This window comes from Paramagnetospirillum marisnigri (assembly GCF_001650715.1).
Classification (GTDB): Bacteria; Pseudomonadota; Alphaproteobacteria; order Rhodospirillales; family Magnetospirillaceae; genus Phaeospirillum; species Phaeospirillum marisnigri.
Genome location: NZ_LWQT01000020.1, coordinates 87,584 through 104,261, shown reverse-complemented (window position 1 = coordinate 104,261; position 16,678 = coordinate 87,584). Strand labels below are relative to the sequence as shown.

Genomic DNA, 16,678 nt, shown 5'->3' with positions numbered 1-16,678 from the left:
CTCAGCGCTGCTTCAGCGGACGGCTGACGGTCAGCACCCCTTCCATGGGACGGCGCCCCGGATTGGAGATGGTGGTGACCAGGGCCAGGGGCTGGGTACCGTCGTCGCCGAAGCGCTTGCCCAATTGGGCGGCAAACCAGCCGGTGGGCATCAGGTAGTAGTCGTTGATGCGCACTCCATCGGCATCGCGGGCGTCCAGAGTCAGCAGATTGGCGCCGCCCTTGAGGCCGCCCCGCTCCACCATGGCGGTGAGGTGGCGCTGGAAGGCGGTGATGTCGGCATATTCCGAGAAGACCGAGCAGATGCCGTCATGGGTGGCCATCAGGGTCACGGCGCCAAAGCCCGGACGACGCAGCACCCGGACATAGCCGCTGCGATCCTGCAGCAGGGTCTTGGCGACTTCCGGCGTGGCTTCCACGAATCCGAACTCGCCGCGAGGCGAGGCGGCGGTGATCACCGCATTGATGTCGCCCAGATTGAGCAGGCAGATACGCCCCAGCACCGCCACCGCCAGACGCGATGTCTCGTCGCGCAGGCGGTAATCGCCACCGCTCTGGGCCATGGCAGGGGACAGGCTGGCCAGCAGAAGGACGACGGCTGTGATCACGATCCTCATGGCGACCTCGTGCCGATGGTGATGATGCCCTGAAGATTGGGATTGGCGGTGTCCGAGGTGGTCAGGATCACCCTCAGCCCCGGCAGGTCCGGGCCATAGGCCTGCGCCAGCTTCTCCCGGTACTCCCCGATGGCATCCAGGTCGAAGAAGCGGGCCAGCAGCGGCCCCTTGATTTCCTTGCCCCCGGACTTGACGGCGAAGGCGCGGGCCACGGCGAGCCGGATATCCTTGTCCAACTGCTTGTAAAGCCGCTCGGGATTGGCCTTCTGGACGAAGACGATGCACTGGCCGTCGCCCAGCAGCACCAGGGTCACGCCCGCGTCGAAGCGGGCATAGGCCTCGCCCGGCTTGCCGTTCAGGAAGGGACGCGCATCCGAGGGCGACAGTTGCGGCAGATAGTAGTCCTTGCCCGGCTGCAGCTTCTCGCGCAGCAGGTCATAGGCGCCGAGATGGCCAACGCAGCCCTTGACGAAGGTGGCCGACGCCACCTCGGCGGCGTCAACCGCAAGCTGGGCCGAAGCCGGACCCGGCAGGACCAGCGACAGCACGGCAGCGGCAAGAACGAGGAAGCGAGCGAAGTTGATCATGGGGCGAGGAGACCACAGCGACAGAGGCGGATCAAGCCGCTTCAAAGCGAAAGGGCCGTCCCAGGAGGACGGCCCTTCACGCAATCTCGGGATCGGCGGATCAGTGCCGCGCCGCTTCCAGGGCCTCGGCGATGAGGATCAGGCGCTGGGCCTGGGCCTTCTCGCGGTCGGTCTTGGCATCGTCCAGGGCATCCTTGGCCGCCTTCTTGCGGGCGGCGGCCAGTTCGGCGGTGATGTCGCCAACCGGAATGGCTTCCTCGGCCAGCACGGTGATGCGCTCTTCGTTGACCTCGGCGAAGCCGCCCGCCACGAAGATGCTGGAAGACACCTTGCCGCCGTCATGCACGACGATGACGCCGGGACGCACGGTGGTGATCATGGGAGCGTGACGGACCAGGGCGCCGAAGTCACCTTCGGTTCCCGGAACCACCACCATGTCCACCGGCGACGACACCAGGAGCTTCGCCGGAGACACCAACTCGAATTGGATCTTGTCGGCCATGCCGCAGTTCCTTTTGGCAAGATACGCCGGGCCGCCAAGGCGACCCGGCGTCTTTCACATTAAGCCGCTTCGGCGGCCATCTTCTTGGCCTTCTCGATCACCTCGTCGATGCCGCCGACCATGTAGAAGGCGGATTCCGGCAGGTGATCGTATTCGCCGGCCACGATGGCCTTGAAGCCCTTCACGGTGTCTTCCAGCGAAACCAGCTTGCCGGGCGAGCCGGTGAAGATTTCGGCCACGTGGAAGGGCTGCGACAGGAAGCGCTGGATCTTACGAGCGCGGGAGACGACCAGCTTGTCCTCTTCCGACAGTTCGTCCATGCCCAGGATGGCGATGATGTCCTGCAGCGACTTGTAGGTCTGCAGGATGCGCTGCACGTCGCGGGCGGTCTGGTAGTGGTCGGTGCCGACAACGCGGGGGTCGAGAACGCGAGAGGTCGAGTCCAGCGGGTCCACCGCCGGATAGATGCCCAGCTCGGCGATCTGACGGTTCAGCACGGTGGTGGCGTCCAAGTGGGCGAACGAGGTGGCCGGCGCGGGGTCGGTCAGATCGTCGGCGGGCACGTAAATGGCCTGCACCGAGGTGATGGAGCCCTTCTTGGTCGAGGTGATGCGTTCCTGCAGCGCGCCCATGTCGGTGGCGAGAGTGGGCTGATAGCCCACCGCCGACGGGATGCGGCCCAGCAGCGCCGACACTTCGGAACCGGCCTGGGTGAAGCGGAAAATGTTGTCCACGAAGAACAGCACGTCCTGGCCTTCGACGTCGCGGAAGTATTCGGCGACGGTCAGGCCCGACAGGGCGACGCGGGCACGGGCGCCCGGGGGCTCGTTCATCTGGCCATAGACCAGGGCCACCTTGGAGCCGGGGCCGTCCAGCTTGATAACGCCGGATTCGATCATTTCGTGGTAGAGGTCGTTGCCCTCGCGGGTACGCTCGCCCACGCCGGCGAACACGGAGTAACCACCGTGCGCCTTGGCGATGTTGTTGATCAGCTCCATGATCAGCACGGTCTTGCCCACGCCGGCGCCGCCGAACAGGCCGATCTTGCCGCCCTTGCAGTACGGGGCCAGCAGGTCGATGACCTTAATGCCGGTGACCAGGATCTCGGTCTCGGTCGACTGGTCGACGAATTCCGGGGCGTCGGCATGGATCGGCAAGGTGGTCTTGTTGCCGATGGGGCCGCGCTCGTCGATGGGCTCGCCGATCACGTTGATGATGCGGCCCAGGGTCTCGGGACCGACCGGCATCTGGATGGCGGCGCCGGTGTCGACCACTTCGGTGCCGCGGGTCAGGCCGTCGGTGGAGTCCATGGCGATGGTCCGCACGGTGGACTCGCCCAGATGCTGAGCGACCTCGAGAACCAGCTTCTTGCCCTGGTGATCCAGGTGCAGCGCGCTGAGGATGGCCGGCAGTTGGCCGTCGAAGCGCACGTCTACGACGGCGCCCAGGACCTGGGTGATCGTGCCGACGTTCTTGTTTGCCATGGTGTGCTCCTAGTCTTCCGTCACAGCGCTTCGGCGCCGGAGATGATTTCGATCAGTTCCTTGGTGATCTGAGCCTGACGCGACCGGTTGTACTTGATCGCCAGGGCATTGATCATTTCGCCAGCGTTGCGGGTGGCGTTATCCATCGCGGTCATGCGCGCGCCCTGCTCCGAAGCCTGGCTTTCCAGCAAGGCGCGGAACACCTGGGTGGCCAGGTTGCGCGGCAGGATGTCGGCCAGGATTTCCTCCTCGCCGGGCTCGAACTCGTAGATCGCCTTGGCGCCGGCATCGGCCTTGGTGGCCTGGGCCGGAACCGGGAAGGGAATCACCTGCTGGCGAGTCACTTCCTGGGCAATCGCCGACTTGAAGCGATTGTAGATCACCGTGCAGACGTCGAAATCCTCGGCGTCGAACAAGGTGGAAATCTTCTCGGCAACCTGGTCGGCCTCGGCGAAGACGACGCCCTTGCGGCCCAGATTCTCGAAGCCCTCGATCATGTACTGGCCATAGTCGCGCCGCAGCTGCTCGCGGGCCTTGCGGCCGACGGGCATGATCTTGACGATCTTGCCCTGCTTCAGCAGATCGGCGGCCATGGCCTTGGTGGCGCGAACGATGGAGGAGTTGAAGCCGCCGCACAGGCCGCGGTCGGCGGTCACCGCCACCAGCAGGTGCACCTTGTCGGCGCCCGTGCCGGTCAACATCTTGGGCGCGCCGCTCTGGCCCGCCAGGCTGGCGGCCAGAGTGCCCAACATGCGTTCCATGCGTTCGGCGAAAGGCCGAGCCGCCTCCGCCGCGGTTTGCGCGCGACGGAGCTTGGAGGCTGCAACCATCTTCATGGCGGAGGTGATCTTGCGCGTCGATTTGACGCTCACGATCTTCATCCGCAGGTCCTTGAGACTCGCCATAACCTACACTCCGAAGAAACGGTTACGCGAAAGTCTTGGAGAACGCGTCGAGGAACCCCTTCAACTTCTCTTCGGTCTGCGCGCTGATCTGCTTCTCGGTGGCGATGGTGGTGAGGATTTCCGGCGCCCTCGACTTGATATCGGCCAGCAGCGACTTCTCGAAGCGACCCACGTCCTTGACGTCGATCTTGTCCAGATAGCCCTTCACACCGGCATAGATGGAGATGACTTCATCTTCGGTCGGCATGGGGGCGAACTGGGGCTGCTTCAGCAGTTCGGTCAGACGGGCACCGCGGGCCAGCAGCTTCTGGGTCGCCGGATCGAGATCCGAGGCGAACTGGGCGAAGGCCGCCATTTCACGATACTGCGCCAGTTCCAGCTTGATGGAGCCCGCGACCTGCTTCATCGCCTTGATCTGGGCGGCGGAGCCGACGCGCGACACCGACAGGCCGACGTTCACGGCGGGGCGGATGCCCTTATAGAACAGTTCGGTTTCCAGGAAGATCTGACCGTCGGTGATGGAGATCACGTTGGTCGGAATATAGGCGGACACGTCGTTGGCCTGGGTCTCGATGACCGGCAGAGCGGTCAGCGAACCGGCACCGGCGGCGTCGCCCATCTTGGCGGCGCGCTCGAGCAGGCGCGAGTGCAGATAGAACACGTCGCCGGGATAGGCTTCGCGGCCCGGCGGACGGCGCAGCAGCAGCGACATCTGGCGATAGGCGACGGCCTGCTTGGACAGATCATCATAAATGATCAGGGCATGCATGCCGTTGTCGCGGAAATACTCGCCCATGGTGCAACCGGCGTAGGGGGCGATGAACTGCAGCGGAGCGGGCTCCGACGCGGTCGCGGCCACCACGATGGTGTAGTCCATGGCGCCGTAGTCGGTCAGGGTCTTGACGATCTGAGCGACGGTGGAGCGCTTCTGGCCCACGGCGACATAGATGCAGAACAGCTTGGCCTTCTCGTCGGAGGCGTCGTGCCAGCGCTTCTGATTGATGATGGTGTCGACCAGGATGGCGGTCTTGCCGGTCTGGCGGTCACCGATGACCAGCTCGCGCTGACCACGCCCGATGGGGATCAGGGCGTCCACGGCCTTGATGCCGGTGGACATGGGCTCGTGCACCGACTTACGCGGAATGATGCCCGGGGCCTTGACGTCGACGCGCTGACGCGAGGCGGCCTCGATGGGGCCCTTGCCGTCGATGGGGTTGCCGAGAGCGTCGACGACGCGGCCCAGCAGGCCCTTGCCGACGGGAACGTCCACGATGGAACCGGTCCGCTTGACGACATCACCTTCCTTGATGGAACGGTCGTCGCCGAAGATCACGACACCGACATTGTCGGTCTCGAGGTTCAGCGCCATACCCTTGATGCCGCCGGGGAATTCGACCATCTCGCCGGCCTGGACCTTGTCGAGACCATGCACACGGGCGATACCGTCACCAACCGACAGGACCTGGCCGACCTCGGCAACTTCCGCCTCGGTGCCGAAGGTGGAGATCTGTTGCTTGAGGATTGCGGAGATTTCCGCGGCGCGGATTTCCATCATCCAACCCCTTTCATAGCGAGCTTGAGGTGTTGCAGCTTCGTCTTGAGCGAGCTGTCAACCATACGGGAACCGACTTGCACCACCAGGCCACCCAGCAGGCTGGGATCGACCTTGACCTCGACGGCGACATTGCCGCCGAACGCAGTCTTCATGGTGGATACAAGGGCGTCTTGCTGGGCCGGCGTAAGAGCCACGGCGGATGCCACTGTCGCGGACATCTCGCCCCGGCGGGCGGCGAGCCGGCCAAGATAGGCGTCGATCACCCCGGGAAGGGTGAACAGCCGGCGGTTCTGGGCCGCCAGCCCGAGGAATTTCGTGGTCAGCTCCGTGAACCCGGCCTTCGCGGCCAGGGCGGCGATGGCGCGCCCCTGCTCGGTTCGGCTGAGAACGGGGCTGCCGATGAGGCGACGAAGATCCACGCTTTCACGGATCATGGCCTTCAACGCGTTGAGGTCGCCCGCCACCTGATCGAGGGAGGACGAGGAATCAGCCAGCTCGAAGAGAGCGGTGGCATAGCGGGTGGCGATCACGCCAATTGTCTCGGAAGGCACCTGGGCAAGTCCTTGGATAGGGTCGAACCGGCGGCCGTAACCTATTGGAACGCAAAATTATTCTCACGCTTGCCAGGAAACCCCCCTGCGAGCGCGTCGGTTAACTAGCACATCAGGTTTTGCGTTGCAAGACGACTCCTGCCCATTCGGGGGAGGAGAACAACATATTAGCTATGCGGCATGTACGGCCGGGCGAGCCGATGTCGGGGTTGGACAAGGCCTTTTCCCACCCTACCCGACCCCTAAAAAAAACTATACGGGTCCACGTCCACCTGAACCCGCACCCCGGACGGGGCCACCGCCTGAGCCAGCCAACGGCGCAACAACTGCTGGAGATTCTCGCTCCGGGGGGCCTTGACCAGGAATCGGCGGCGATGACGGCCGCGCAGCAGCGCCATGGGCGCCGGGGCGGGCCCCAGCACCGAGATGCCCTCGCCATGGGGGGCGAGGCGCGACAGCCGGGCGGCGAAGCCGTCCAACTGGGCGGCGTCCGGCCCCGACAGGATCAGGGCGGCGAGGCGGCCATAGGGCGGCATGGCGCAATCGCGGCGCAGTTCGGCCTCGCGGGCGATGAAGCTGTCGCGGCTGCCGGTGCACAGCGCCCGCATCACCGGATGCTCCGGCTGCCAGGTCTGGAGGAAGACGCGGCCGGGACGCTCGGCGCGGCCCGCCCGCCCCGCCACCTGGGACAGCAATTGGTGGGTGCGCTCGGCGGCCCGCAGATCGCCGCCTTCTAGGCCGAGATCGGCATCCACCACCCCCACCACGGTCAGCAGCGGGAAGTGATAGCCCTTGGCCACGATCTGGGTGCCCACCAGCAGGTCGATGCGGTGCTCCGCCATGGCCTGGACCAGCTCGGCCGCCGCCCCCGGCCCGACGCAGGTGTCCGAGGTCATCACCGCCAGCCGGGCGGTGGGGAACAGGAACTGCGCCTCTTCCGCCACCCGCTCCACCCCGGGGCCGCAGGCGGCGAAGCTGTCCTCGGCCTCGCATTGGGGACATTGGGGAGGCAGGCGGATGTGATAGCCGCAGTGATGGCAGATCAGCCGTCCCGCCGATCTGTGCTCCACCAGCCAGGCGGTGCAGTGGGGGCATTGCAGCCGGTGGCCGCAGCTCCGGCACAGGGTCAGGGGGGCATAGCCGCGCCGATTGAGGTAGAGCATGGCCTGCTCGCCCGCCGCGAAGGCCTCCTCCAGCGCCTGGACCACCACCGGGCTGAGCCAGCGGCCGCGCGGCGGCGGCTGGCGCCGCAGATCGACCGCCCTGATCTCGGGCAGCACCGCCCCGGCATGACGGTCGGGCAGGGCCAGCAGCCGATAGCGGCCGCCCTGGACATTGGCCATGGTCTCCAGCGACGGCGTCGCCGAGGCCAGCACCGCCGGAATCCCGCCCAGCCGGGCGCGCACCACCGCCATGTCGCGGGCGTGGTAGCTGACGCCGTCCTCCTGCTTGAAGGCCTGGTCGTGCTCCTCGTCCACCACCACCAATCCCAGATCGGCAAAGGGCAGGAACAGGGCCGAGCGCGCCCCTACCACCACCTTGGCGTCCCCCTCGGCCACCGCCCGCCAGGTATCGCGGCGGGCGGCGTCACCCAATTCCGAATGCCATTGGGCGGGAGCGACGCCGAAGCGGCGCTTGAAGCGCTCCAGCCATTGGGAGGACAGGGCGATCTCGGGCAGCAGCACCAGCACCTGGGCGCCCTGGGCAAGGGCGGCGGCCACCGCCTCGAAATAGACCTCGGTCTTGCCCGAGCCGGTGACGCCGTCGATCAGCGAGACCGAGAACCCCGCCCCCACCGCCGCCACCAGGGCATCGGCGGCATCGCGCTGCGCCGGGGACAGCTCGGCGCGGGGCCGATCCAGGTCGGGGGGAGAAAACCGCGACGGGCGCGGCAGCTCCACCGTCTCCAGCACCCCCGCCTCCACCAGCCCGCGCACCACCGCCGGGCCGACCCCGGCCTCGCGGGCCAGATCCGTCACCGACAGCGGCGGCAAGGCCGCCAGGGCCTCGACCACCTTGCGCCGCGACGGCGTCATCCTTGGCGCCTCGGGCGGGGCGGCGGAGAGACGGATGGCGGTCTGTCCGGCGGCCGGTTCCAGCGCCGAAGGCACGCTCATGGCCATTTTCAGCACCGCGCCGGGCGCCGCCAAGGTATAGGACGCCACCCAGTCGATGAAGTCGCGGGTGACCTTGGGCAGCGGCGACGCCTCCAGCCGGGGGCCGACGCGCTTCAGCCGCGAGGGCTCCACATCGCCCCGGCCCGGCCCCCAGACCACGCCGGTCACCCAGCGCCCGCCCAGCGGCGCCGAGACGAAGTCGCCGGGCCGCAGCGGCTGGCCCGCGCACAGATAGTCATAGGCCCCGGCCAGCGGCAGCGGCAGCAGGACGGCGATCCGATCCGACCCGTTGAAGAACGGAGGGGTTGATGTGAAGGACTCGGCGGGCATAAGCTAGACTTAACATTTCCACGGCCAATGGCAACAGTCGTCCACGTCACGGCGACGATTTCCCGATCAATGGTGAGCAGCATGGCGCGAAAGCGCGACGACGCGGTCCAGCATCTTCCCCTGCCCGACGAGAAGCAGGTCGAGGCCTATCTACGCCTGCATCCCGATTTCCTGGTCCGTCATCCCGACCTGCTGCTGGCGCTGTCGCCGCCGTCGCGCTGGGACGGCGAGGACGGCGTGCTGGACATGCAGGTCTTCATGATCGAGCGGCTGCGCGACGAGATCGAGCGGGTGCGCGGCGCCGCCGAGCATCTGATCCACACCAGCCGCAGCAACATGTCCATCCAGACCCGCACCCACAAGGCGGTGCTGGCCATCCTGTCGGCCGACAGCATGGCGGAACTGGTGGAGGCGGTCCGCGACGACCTGCCCGCCCTGCTGGACGTGGACGTGGCCACCTTGTGCTTCGAGACCCCCGAGGCGCCGCTACCCAAGCTGGCGGCGCCCGGCGTGCTGACCCTGCCCACCGGCATGGTCGCCGCCATGATGGGCGGCGCCGACCGCGATTGCGCCCTGACCGAGGAAATGCCGGGCGATCCCGTGCTGTTCGGCGATGGCGCCGGTCTGGTGCTGTCCTCGGCGGTGGTGCGCCTGTCGCCCGGCGGCCCCTGCCCCGAGGGCGTCATGGCGCTGGGCTCGCGCCACGGCCGCACCTTCCATGCCGGCCAGGCCACCGAACTGGTCACCTTCCTCGCCCGGGTGGTGGAGATCTGCGTCCTGCGCTTCGTGGGGTGAGGCTTGAACCTCCACCGCCCCAATGCTATCATAGTTGATATCATCGGAGGCATCCCATGGGTTCAGTCCTCATCCGCAATCTCGACGATTCCATCATCGACAGCTTCCGCACCAAGGCCGAGTTGAACGGGCGCTCGCTGGAATCCGAGCTGCGGGATGCCTTGCGCCAAACGGCACCGCTGAGCCCCGAGCAGAAGCGGGAGATCCTGGGCAGGGTGAAAATCACCCTTCCACCCGGCAGCCCCGATCCCACCGACCTGATCCGCCAAGAGCGCGACCGGCGATGACCCTGGTGATCGATGCCAGCGTCGCCATGAAATGGCTGGTGGATGGCGAGGGCGCGGATCGGGCGCAACGGCTGATCGGCATCGACACCCTGGCGGCTCCCGACCTGATTTTCGCCGAGGTCGCCAATGCCTTGTGGCGCTACACCGCCCAGGGCCTGTTGCCCGCCGCCGCAGGTGCCACCGCCATCTCGGCCCTGCGCAAGACCTTGGACCAGAGCTATCCGCTCGGCGATCTCGCGCCCAGGGCCTATGCCATCGCGGCGGAGTTAAACCACCCCGCCTATGACTGCTGCTATCTGGCCCTGGCGGAAATGCTGGACGCCCCACTGATCACCGCTGATCGCCGCCTCGCCGCCAGGGGCGAGACAAGCCCGTTCCAGAACCGGGTGAGGCTGCTCTGATGCCCCCCACCCCCATCCATTTCGCCGCCCAGCCCGACCTCGCCCGCGCGGTGACGGCGTGGCGGCAATGGCTGGAGGCCGAGAAGCGGGCCTCGGCCCATACCCTGGACGCCTATGGCCGCGACCTCGCCGCCTTCCTGTCCTTCCTGGTGGAGCATCAGGGGGGGCAGCCCGACCTCGCCGCCCTGGCCGGGCTGGAGCCCACCGATTTCCGCGCCTTTCTGGCCCGGCGGTCGTCGGACGGGCTGGGGCGGTCGTCGCTGGCGCGGACCATGTCGACGCTGCGCGGCTTCTTCCGCTATCTCGACCGCCACAAGCTGGTGCACAACCCGACGCTGAAGACGGTCAAGTCGCCGCGCCCGCCCAAATCGGTGCCCAAGCCCCTGGCCGCCGACGAGGCGCTGGAGGCCCTGGCCACGGCGGGCGAGTTGCATGACGAGCCCTGGCTGGCGGCCCGCGACGTCGCCCTGTTCACCCTGCTCTACGGCGCCGGGCTGCGCCTGGGCGAGGCGCTGGGCCTGAAGCGGCGCGAGGCCCCCCGGGGCGAGACCATGATGATCACCGGCAAGGGCCGCAAGCAGCGGCTGGTGCCGGTGCTGCCGGTGGTCAGGGACGCCATCACCGACTATCTCGCCCGTGTTCCCTTCCCCGCCGAGCCCGACGACCCGCTGTTCCTCGGCGCCCGGGGCGGGCCGCTCAATCCCGGCGTGGTCCAGCGCCAGATGCGCCGCCTGCGCCTGCTGCTGGGCCTGCCCGACACCGCGACGCCGCACGCGCTGCGTCACAGCTTCGCCACCCATCTGCTGGCGGGCGGCGGCGATCTGCGCACCATCCAGGAACTGCTGGGCCATTCCTCGCTGTCCACCACCCAGCGCTATACCGAGGTCGACGCCGCCCGCCTGACCGCCGTCTATCGCGACGCCCATCCCCGGGCCAAGGCATGAGCGGCCCCCTCACCCTTCCCCTCGCCGACGAGGCCGCCACCAAACGGCTGGGCGAGCGGCTGGCCGCCATGGCCCGGCCCGGCGACGTCATCGCCCTGTCAGGAACCCTCGGCACCGGCAAGAGCACCCTGGCGCGGGCCTTCATCCGCGCCTTGACCAGCCCCGACGAGGAGGTGCCCAGCCCCACCTTCACCCTGGTGCAGCAATACGATATTGGGGCCGAGGCCGGTCTGGTCTGGCATTTCGACCTCTACCGGCTGGAAGCTCCCGACGACGCCCTGGAACTGGACATCGAGGAAGCCTTCGCCGAGGGTATCTGCCTGATCGAATGGCCTGACCGGCTGGGGCCGCATCTGCCCCGCCGCCGCCTCGACCTGGCGCTGGAGGCGGGCGAGACCGAGACCAGCCGCCGCGCCACCCTGACCGGCCACGGAAGCTGGGCCGACCGACTTGGAGACGTGAGCGAATGACACCGACGAGGGATCGGCTGATCCAGACCTTCCTGGCCCGGGCGGGCTGGGGCGAGGCCCGACGGGGGCGGCTGGCGGGGGATGCCAGCTTCCGCCATTACGACCGCCTGGACCGCGACGGCGAGGCCGCCGTGCTGATGGACGCGCCGCCGCCCAAGGAGGATGTGCGCCCCTTCGTGGCCATCGCCCGGCACCTGGAACGCCTGGGCCTGTCGGCGCCCAGGCTGCTGGCGGTGGACGAGGACAACGGCCTGCTGCTGCTCGAAGACCTGGGCGACGCCACCTATACCCGCCTGCTGGAGTCGGGCCATGACGAGGAGGCGCTCTACGCCCTGGCCACCGACGTGCTGGCCGAGATCGCCGCCAATCCCGACGCCATGCCGCCCGGACTGCCGCCTTATGACGACGCCCGGCTGCTGACCGAGGCCCGGCTGCTGACCGACTGGTATATGCCCGCCATCCTCGGCGTCGAGACCGCGCCCGAGGCCCGGGCCGAATACGACGCCATCTGGACCCGGCTGTTCCCGGTGGCGCGGCTGGTGGCCGACACAATGGTGCTGCGCGACTTCCACGTGGATAATCTGATGCTGCTGGAGCGGCCCGGCCTGACCGCCTGTGGCCTGCTGGACTTCCAGGACGCGGTGGCGGGACCGGCCACCTATGACCTGATGAGCCTGCTGGAGGATGCCCGGCGCGATATCGACCCGCTGCTGATCGAGCGCATGAAGCTGCGCTGGCTGGCGCGCTTCCCCGCCCTGGACCGGGCGGTGTTCGAGGCGTCCTGGGCGGTGATGGCGGCCCAGCGCCACGCCAAGGTCATCGGCATCTTCACCCGCCTGTGTCGACGTGACGGCAAGCCCGGCTATCTGGTCCATATCCCCCGCGTCTGGCGGCTGCTGGAAAACGCCCTTGCCCATCCGGTGCTGGCCGAGCTGGGGCGTTGGCTCGACCGCCATATCCCGAAGGACCAGCGGGGAGTGCCGTCGCCATGACCCAGGGAACCACCGTCACCCACGCCATGGTACTGGCCGCCGGTCTGGGCCTGCGCATGCGCCCCATCACGCTCTCCACCCCCAAGCCGCTGGTGGCGGTGGCGGGCAAGACCATGCTGGACCGGGCGCTGGACCATCTCGCCCGCGCCGGGATCGACGATCTGGTGGTCAACACCCACTGGCTGGCCGATACGGTGAAGGAGCATCTGGCCGGGCGCGACGAGGTGGTGCTGTCCCACGAGCCCGACCTGCTGGAAACCGGCGGCGGCGTCGCCAAGGCGCTGCCCCTGCTGGGCCACCACCCCTTCTTCGTGGTCAACAGCGATATCATCTGGACCGATGGCCCCACCCCGGCTTTGGCGCGGCTGGCGCGGGCCTGGGTGGATGCCGAGATGGACGCGCTGCTGCTGCTGCACCCGGTGGCCAGCGCCGTGGGCTACGAGGGCAAGGGCGACTTCTCCATCGACGGCGCCGACCGTCTGCGTCGCCGGGGCGAGGCGCCGACCGCGCCGCTGCTGTTCGCCGGTGTCCAGATTTTGCATCCCCGGCTGTTCGAAGGCTGCCCGGCGGGCAAGTTCTCGCTGAACATCCTCTACGACCGCGCCCTGGAGCGTCGGCGGCTGTTCGGCGTGGTCCATGACGGCGGCTGGTACCATGTGGGCACGCCAGAGGCCCTGCCCGAGGTCGAAGCCCTGCTGCGACGGGAAGAACATTGACGACCATCGAAACACTCCTCCCCCCGCCATGGGTGGGGGGAGGTCGGGAGGGGGGCTTGCCCCAGCCCGCGCACCCGTTGTGGGCAGCCCCCACCCCGGCCCTCCCCCGGCATGACCGGGGGAGGGAGAGTGTGCAGACGGAAGCCACCCCATGACCGTCTTCACCATTCCGCCCGGCCTGCCCTTCGTCGACACCCTGGCCGCCTGGCTGCTGGCCGAGGCCGGGGATGATCCGCTGGCCCTGGCCGGGATGGAGGTGCTGCTGCCCACCCGGCGCGCCTGCCGGGCGCTGTCCGACGCCTTCCTGCGGCTGTCGGGCGGGCGGCCCTTGCTGCTGCCCACCCTGCGGCCGCTGGGCGACCTGGACGAGGACGAAGCCGAACTGTCGGGCCTCGACCCCCTAGAGCTTCCCCCCGCCGTGGCGCCATTGGAGCGCCGCCTGATCCTGGCCCGGCTGATCATGGCCATGGCCCAAGCGCGCGGCGGCCCGGTCCCCGCCCCCGATCAGGCGGCGCGGCTGGCGGCCGAGTTGGGTCGCCTGCTGGATGCGGTGCAGTCGGAGCGCCTGGACTTCGCCCGGCTGGAGAAACTGGTTCCCGACGACTATGCCGAGCACTGGCAGGTCACCCTGACATTCCTCAAGATCCTGACCCAGACCTGGCCCGCCATCCTGGCCGAGCGCGGCCTGCTGGACGCCGAGGACCGGCTCAATCGCGCCGTCGCCGCCCGGCTGGAGAGCTGGCGGACCACGCCGCCCGCCCATGCGGTGATCGCGGCGGGCTCCACCGGCTCGCGCCCCGCCGTGGCCGATCTGCTGGCGGCTGTGGCGGCCCTGCCCAATGGGCGGGTGGTGCTGCCCGGCCTGGATTCCGAGCTGGACGAGGCCGCCTGGACGGCGCTGGACCCCGGCCATCCCCAGTTCGGCCTGAAGGCCCTGCTGGTCCGGCTGGGGCGGGAACGGGCCGCCGTGCCCGCCCTGACCGCCACGCCCGATCCCCGGCATCGGCGGGTGCGGCTGCTGGCCGAGGCGCTGCGCCCGGCCGGGGCCTGCGAGGCCTGGCGCGAGTTGACGCCGCTGCCGCCCGAGACCCTGGACGGCGTCAGCCGCCTGGATGCCCCCGGCCCGCGCGAGGAGGCGGGCGCCATCGCCCTGATGCTGCGTCAGGCGCTGGAGGAGCCAGGCCGCACCGCTGCCCTGGTCACCCCCGACCGGGGACTGGCGCGGCGGGTGACCGGCGAGTTGGAGCGCTGGGGCATCCATATCGACGATTCCGCCGGCCGGTCGCTGTCTTTAAGCGAACCCGGCGCTTTCCTGCGGCTGGTGGCCGAGATGGCGGCCGAGTCCTTCGCCCCCCATGCCACCCTGGCCTGCCTGAAGCATCCCCTGGCGGCGGGGGGAATGGATGCCGCCGCCTTCCGCGCTCTGGTGCGCCGCCTGGAACTGACGGTGTTGCGCGGCCCCCGCCCCACCCCCGGCCCCGGCGGCTTGCTGGCGGCGACCAAGGACAGGCGGCTGGCGGCGCTGCTGGCCGATCTGGAGACCCTGGCCGCCCCCCTGGTGGCCCTATTGGGCCGCGAGTCCGTCCCCCTGGGCGAATTGGTGCGCGCCCATATGGAACTGGCCGAGTCCCTGGCCGCGGACGACCGCCTGCCCGGCCCGGCCCGGCTGTGGAAGGGCGAGGCGGGCGAGGTCGCCGCCCGCTTCGCCGCCGAACTGGCCGCCGCCGCCCCGTCCCTCGGCGAGATTCCCGGCCGCTGTTACGCCGCCCTACTGGACGAGTTGATGGCCGGGGTGGCGGTGCGCTCAAGCTGGGACCATCACCCCCGCCTGCATATCTGGGGACCGCTGGAAGCCCGGTTGCAGCACGCCGATCTGCTGGTCCTGGGTGGCCTCAACGAGGGCAGCTGGCCCGCCCCGCCCGAGGCCGATCCCTGGATGAGCCGCCCCATGCGCGACGCCTTCGGCCTCGCCCCGCCCGAGCGCCGCATCGGCCTCGCCGCCCATGATTTCGCCCAAGCCTTCGCGGCGCCCCGGGTGGTGCTGACCCGCTCGCTGCGGGTGGACGGCACGCCCACGGTGCCGTCACGCTGGCTGATGCGCCTGGAAGCGGTAATGACCGCCTGCGGCCTGAGCTTCGCCGAGGACGCCCATCAATGGCTGGACTGGCACGCCCTGCTGGACCGGCCGGACTCGTGGAGCCGGGCCGAGCCACCCGCGCCCCGGCCGCCGGTGGCGGCGCGGCCCCGGCGGCTGTCGGTGACCGAGATCGAGACCTGGATGCGCGACCCCTATGCCGTCTATGCCAAGCATGTGCTGGGCTTGAGGGCGCTGGACCCCATCGACGCCGATCCCGGCGCCGCCGAATACGGCAGCATGGTGCATCTGGCGCTGGAGCGCTTCGCCCTGGCCTGGCCGCAAGACCTGCCCCCCGACCCCGAGGCGGAATTGTTGCGGATCGGCGCCGAGGTCTTCGCTGAGGGGGTGAAATCCCCCGCCGTCTCGGCCTTCTGGTGGCCGCGCTTCCAGTCCATCGCCCGCTGGGTAGCCGAGCGCGAGCGGGCACGCCGCCCCGGAATCGCCCGCGTCCATGCCGAGGTCAAGGGCGCCATCGAGATCGATGCCCCCTATGCCCCCTTCACCCTGGTGGCCAAGGCCGACCGCATCGACCGGCAGGCCGATGGCGGGCTGGCGCTGATCGACTACAAGACCGGCCAGCCGCCCAGCGTCAAGGAAGTGGCGGCGGGCTACGCCCCGCAACTGCCACTGGAGGCGGCCATGGCCCGCCATGGCGGCTTCGAGGGCGTGGCGGCGGCGGAACCGTCACACCTGCTGTACTGGCGCCTGAAGGGGGGCGAGGGCGGCGGCGAGGAGCGGGCGGCGGGTGACGATGTCTTCACCCTGGCGGCGGAAGCGCTGGACGGCCTCGCCGCCCTGGTAGCCGCCTTCGACGATCCCGCCACGCCTTATGCGGCGCGGCCCCATCCCGAGCACGCGCCGAAATATTCCGACTACCTCCACCTCGCCCGGGTGCGGGAATGGGCCAGCGGTGGCGAGGACGCCGAAGAATGACGGCGGCCGGGACGGCCGCGCTCCGGGGCCTGACCATCGGAGCGCGGGCATCCCGCCCGCACACTCAATGCTCGTGGTCATGGCCCGGCAGTTCATCCTCGGAATGACGGTGTTCGTGCGGCTTCCAGGCATGGTTGGGCTGGGAATGCTCGTGGTCATGGGCGCTTGACCCGGCATGGCCGTGGGGATGGCTGTGCTGGTGGCCATGTTCGTGGCTGTGGGCATGGGCATGGGCATGGCTGTGCACCTGATCGCCATGGGCGTGCTGGTGCGCGTGCACATGACTATGCTCATGGGCGTGCTGGTGCTTATGCTCGTGCCCATCGGCCTCGCCGTGATGATGACCGTCATGCATG

Annotated in this window: 17 protein-coding genes; 8 read left to right on the top strand and 9 right to left on the bottom strand. The window is 68.9% G+C overall.

Features of this window, described 5'->3' with window-relative positions; all coding sequences use genetic code 11:
• Position 1: 1 nt before the first annotated feature.
• The 8 genes from A6A04_RS01270 to A6A04_RS01235 form a co-directional block, all read right to left on the bottom strand.
• Positions 2 to 616, bottom strand: a complete 615-nt coding sequence (locus A6A04_RS01270; RefSeq protein ID WP_068489430.1) for an NMCC_0638 family (lipo)protein — start codon at positions 614 to 616, stop codon at positions 2 to 4.
• Positions 613 to 1,203, bottom strand: a complete 591-nt coding sequence (locus A6A04_RS01265; protein ID WP_068489429.1) for an NMCC_0638 family (lipo)protein — start codon at positions 1,201 to 1,203, stop codon at positions 613 to 615. The genes A6A04_RS01270 and A6A04_RS01265 overlap by 4 nt, the downstream gene beginning before the upstream one ends.
• Positions 1,204 to 1,303: 100 nt before the next feature.
• Positions 1,304 to 1,705 (bottom strand): ATP synthase F1 subunit epsilon, encoded by a 402-nt coding sequence (gene atpC / locus A6A04_RS01260; RefSeq protein WP_068489428.1) that lies wholly within the window; start codon positions 1,703 to 1,705, stop codon positions 1,304 to 1,306.
• A gap of 59 nt (positions 1,706 to 1,764) precedes the next feature.
• Positions 1,765 to 3,189: a F0F1 ATP synthase subunit beta gene (gene atpD, locus A6A04_RS01255; RefSeq protein WP_068489427.1), complete on the bottom strand. Its 1,425-nt coding sequence runs from the start codon at positions 3,187 to 3,189 to the stop codon at positions 1,765 to 1,767.
• A gap of 20 nt (positions 3,190 to 3,209) precedes the next feature.
• A complete protein-coding gene (locus tag A6A04_RS01250; protein WP_068489426.1) occupies positions 3,210 to 4,094 on the bottom strand; it encodes a F0F1 ATP synthase subunit gamma in 885 nt (294 codons plus the stop codon).
• Between the two features lie 22 nt (positions 4,095 to 4,116).
• A complete protein-coding gene (gene atpA, locus A6A04_RS01245) occupies positions 4,117 to 5,646 on the bottom strand; it encodes a F0F1 ATP synthase subunit alpha (protein WP_068489493.1) in 1,530 nt (509 codons plus the stop codon).
• On the bottom strand, positions 5,646 to 6,200 hold the full coding sequence (locus tag A6A04_RS01240) for a F0F1 ATP synthase subunit delta (protein WP_068489425.1): 555 nt from the start codon (positions 6,198 to 6,200) through the stop codon (positions 5,646 to 5,648). The genes atpA and A6A04_RS01240 overlap by 1 nt, the downstream gene beginning before the upstream one ends.
• A 242-nt stretch (positions 6,201 to 6,442) precedes the next feature.
• The gene (locus tag A6A04_RS01235; RefSeq protein WP_068489424.1) at positions 6,443 to 8,647 is read right to left on the bottom strand and encodes a primosomal protein N'; all 2,205 of its coding nucleotides are present in this window, start codon (positions 8,645 to 8,647) and stop codon (positions 6,443 to 6,445) included.
• An 81-nt stretch (positions 8,648 to 8,728) separates the two neighbouring features.
• On the opposite strand from A6A04_RS01235, the gene A6A04_RS01230 reads away from it, so the two are divergent.
• From A6A04_RS01230 to addB, 8 genes are all read left to right on the top strand, one after another.
• The gene (locus A6A04_RS01230) at positions 8,729 to 9,442 is read left to right on the top strand and encodes a DUF484 family protein (protein ID WP_068489423.1); all 714 of its coding nucleotides are present in this window, start codon (positions 8,729 to 8,731) and stop codon (positions 9,440 to 9,442) included.
• Positions 9,443 to 9,498: 56 nt separating this feature from the next.
• Positions 9,499 to 9,729 (top strand): FitA-like ribbon-helix-helix domain-containing protein, encoded by a 231-nt coding sequence (locus A6A04_RS01225; protein ID WP_068489422.1) that lies wholly within the window; start codon positions 9,499 to 9,501, stop codon positions 9,727 to 9,729.
• Positions 9,726 to 10,130: a type II toxin-antitoxin system VapC family toxin gene (locus A6A04_RS01220; protein WP_068489421.1), complete on the top strand. Its 405-nt coding sequence runs from the start codon at positions 9,726 to 9,728 to the stop codon at positions 10,128 to 10,130. Before A6A04_RS01225 ends, A6A04_RS01220 begins: the two co-directional genes overlap by 4 nt.
• Positions 10,130 to 11,074, top strand: a complete 945-nt coding sequence (locus A6A04_RS01215) for a tyrosine recombinase XerC (protein ID WP_068489420.1) — start codon at positions 10,130 to 10,132, stop codon at positions 11,072 to 11,074. Before A6A04_RS01220 ends, A6A04_RS01215 begins: the two co-directional genes overlap by 1 nt.
• Positions 11,071 to 11,544, top strand: a complete 474-nt coding sequence (gene tsaE, locus A6A04_RS01210; protein ID WP_068489419.1) for a tRNA (adenosine(37)-N6)-threonylcarbamoyltransferase complex ATPase subunit type 1 TsaE — start codon at positions 11,071 to 11,073, stop codon at positions 11,542 to 11,544. Before A6A04_RS01215 ends, tsaE begins: the two co-directional genes overlap by 4 nt.
• Positions 11,541 to 12,536, top strand: a complete 996-nt coding sequence (locus A6A04_RS01205; protein ID WP_068489418.1) for an aminoglycoside phosphotransferase family protein — start codon at positions 11,541 to 11,543, stop codon at positions 12,534 to 12,536. The genes tsaE and A6A04_RS01205 overlap by 4 nt, the downstream gene beginning before the upstream one ends.
• Complete coding sequence (locus A6A04_RS01200) at positions 12,533 to 13,252, top strand: nucleotidyltransferase family protein (protein WP_068489417.1); 720 nt, start codon at positions 12,533 to 12,535, stop codon at positions 13,250 to 13,252. Before A6A04_RS01205 ends, A6A04_RS01200 begins: the two co-directional genes overlap by 4 nt.
• Before the next feature lie 151 nt (positions 13,253 to 13,403).
• Entirely contained in the window at positions 13,404 to 16,322 is a 2,919-nt protein-coding gene (gene addB / locus A6A04_RS01195; RefSeq protein ID WP_068489416.1) for a double-strand break repair protein AddB, read from the top strand.
• Between the two features lie 64 nt (positions 16,323 to 16,386).
• Here the strand turns inward: addB and A6A04_RS01190 are convergent, their stop codons facing one another.
• Positions 16,387 to 16,677 (bottom strand): hypothetical protein, encoded by a 291-nt coding sequence (locus tag A6A04_RS01190; protein WP_068489415.1) that lies wholly within the window; start codon positions 16,675 to 16,677, stop codon positions 16,387 to 16,389.
• Position 16,678 lies beyond the last annotated feature (1 nt).

Coding starts and splice junctions, on each gene's coding strand:
- A6A04_RS01215 (WP_068489420.1), top strand. CDS start 10,130: ATGCCCCCCACCCCCATCCATTTCGCCGCCCAGCCCGACCTCGCCCGC.
- A6A04_RS01235 (WP_068489424.1), bottom strand. CDS start 8,647: ATGCCCGCCGAGTCCTTCACATCAACCCCTCCGTTCTTCAACGGGTCG.
- A6A04_RS01225 (WP_068489422.1), top strand. CDS start 9,499: ATGGGTTCAGTCCTCATCCGCAATCTCGACGATTCCATCATCGACAGC.
- A6A04_RS01190 (WP_068489415.1), bottom strand. CDS start 16,677: ATGCATGACGGTCATCATCACGGCGAGGCCGATGGGCACGAGCATAAG.
- A6A04_RS01230 (WP_068489423.1), top strand. CDS start 8,729: ATGGCGCGAAAGCGCGACGACGCGGTCCAGCATCTTCCCCTGCCCGAC.
- atpA (WP_068489493.1), bottom strand. CDS start 5,646: ATGGAAATCCGCGCCGCGGAAATCTCCGCAATCCTCAAGCAACAGATC.
- A6A04_RS01220 (WP_068489421.1), top strand. CDS start 9,726: ATGACCCTGGTGATCGATGCCAGCGTCGCCATGAAATGGCTGGTGGAT.
- A6A04_RS01250 (WP_068489426.1), bottom strand. CDS start 4,094: ATGGCGAGTCTCAAGGACCTGCGGATGAAGATCGTGAGCGTCAAATCG.
- atpC (WP_068489428.1), bottom strand. CDS start 1,705: ATGGCCGACAAGATCCAATTCGAGTTGGTGTCTCCGGCGAAGCTCCTG.
- addB (WP_068489416.1), top strand. CDS start 13,404: ATGACCGTCTTCACCATTCCGCCCGGCCTGCCCTTCGTCGACACCCTG.
- A6A04_RS01200 (WP_068489417.1), top strand. CDS start 12,533: ATGACCCAGGGAACCACCGTCACCCACGCCATGGTACTGGCCGCCGGT.
- tsaE (WP_068489419.1), top strand. CDS start 11,071: ATGAGCGGCCCCCTCACCCTTCCCCTCGCCGACGAGGCCGCCACCAAA.
- A6A04_RS01270 (WP_068489430.1), bottom strand. CDS start 616: ATGAGGATCGTGATCACAGCCGTCGTCCTTCTGCTGGCCAGCCTGTCC.
- A6A04_RS01205 (WP_068489418.1), top strand. CDS start 11,541: ATGACACCGACGAGGGATCGGCTGATCCAGACCTTCCTGGCCCGGGCG.
- A6A04_RS01265 (WP_068489429.1), bottom strand. CDS start 1,203: ATGATCAACTTCGCTCGCTTCCTCGTTCTTGCCGCTGCCGTGCTGTCG.
- atpD (WP_068489427.1), bottom strand. CDS start 3,189: ATGGCAAACAAGAACGTCGGCACGATCACCCAGGTCCTGGGCGCCGTC.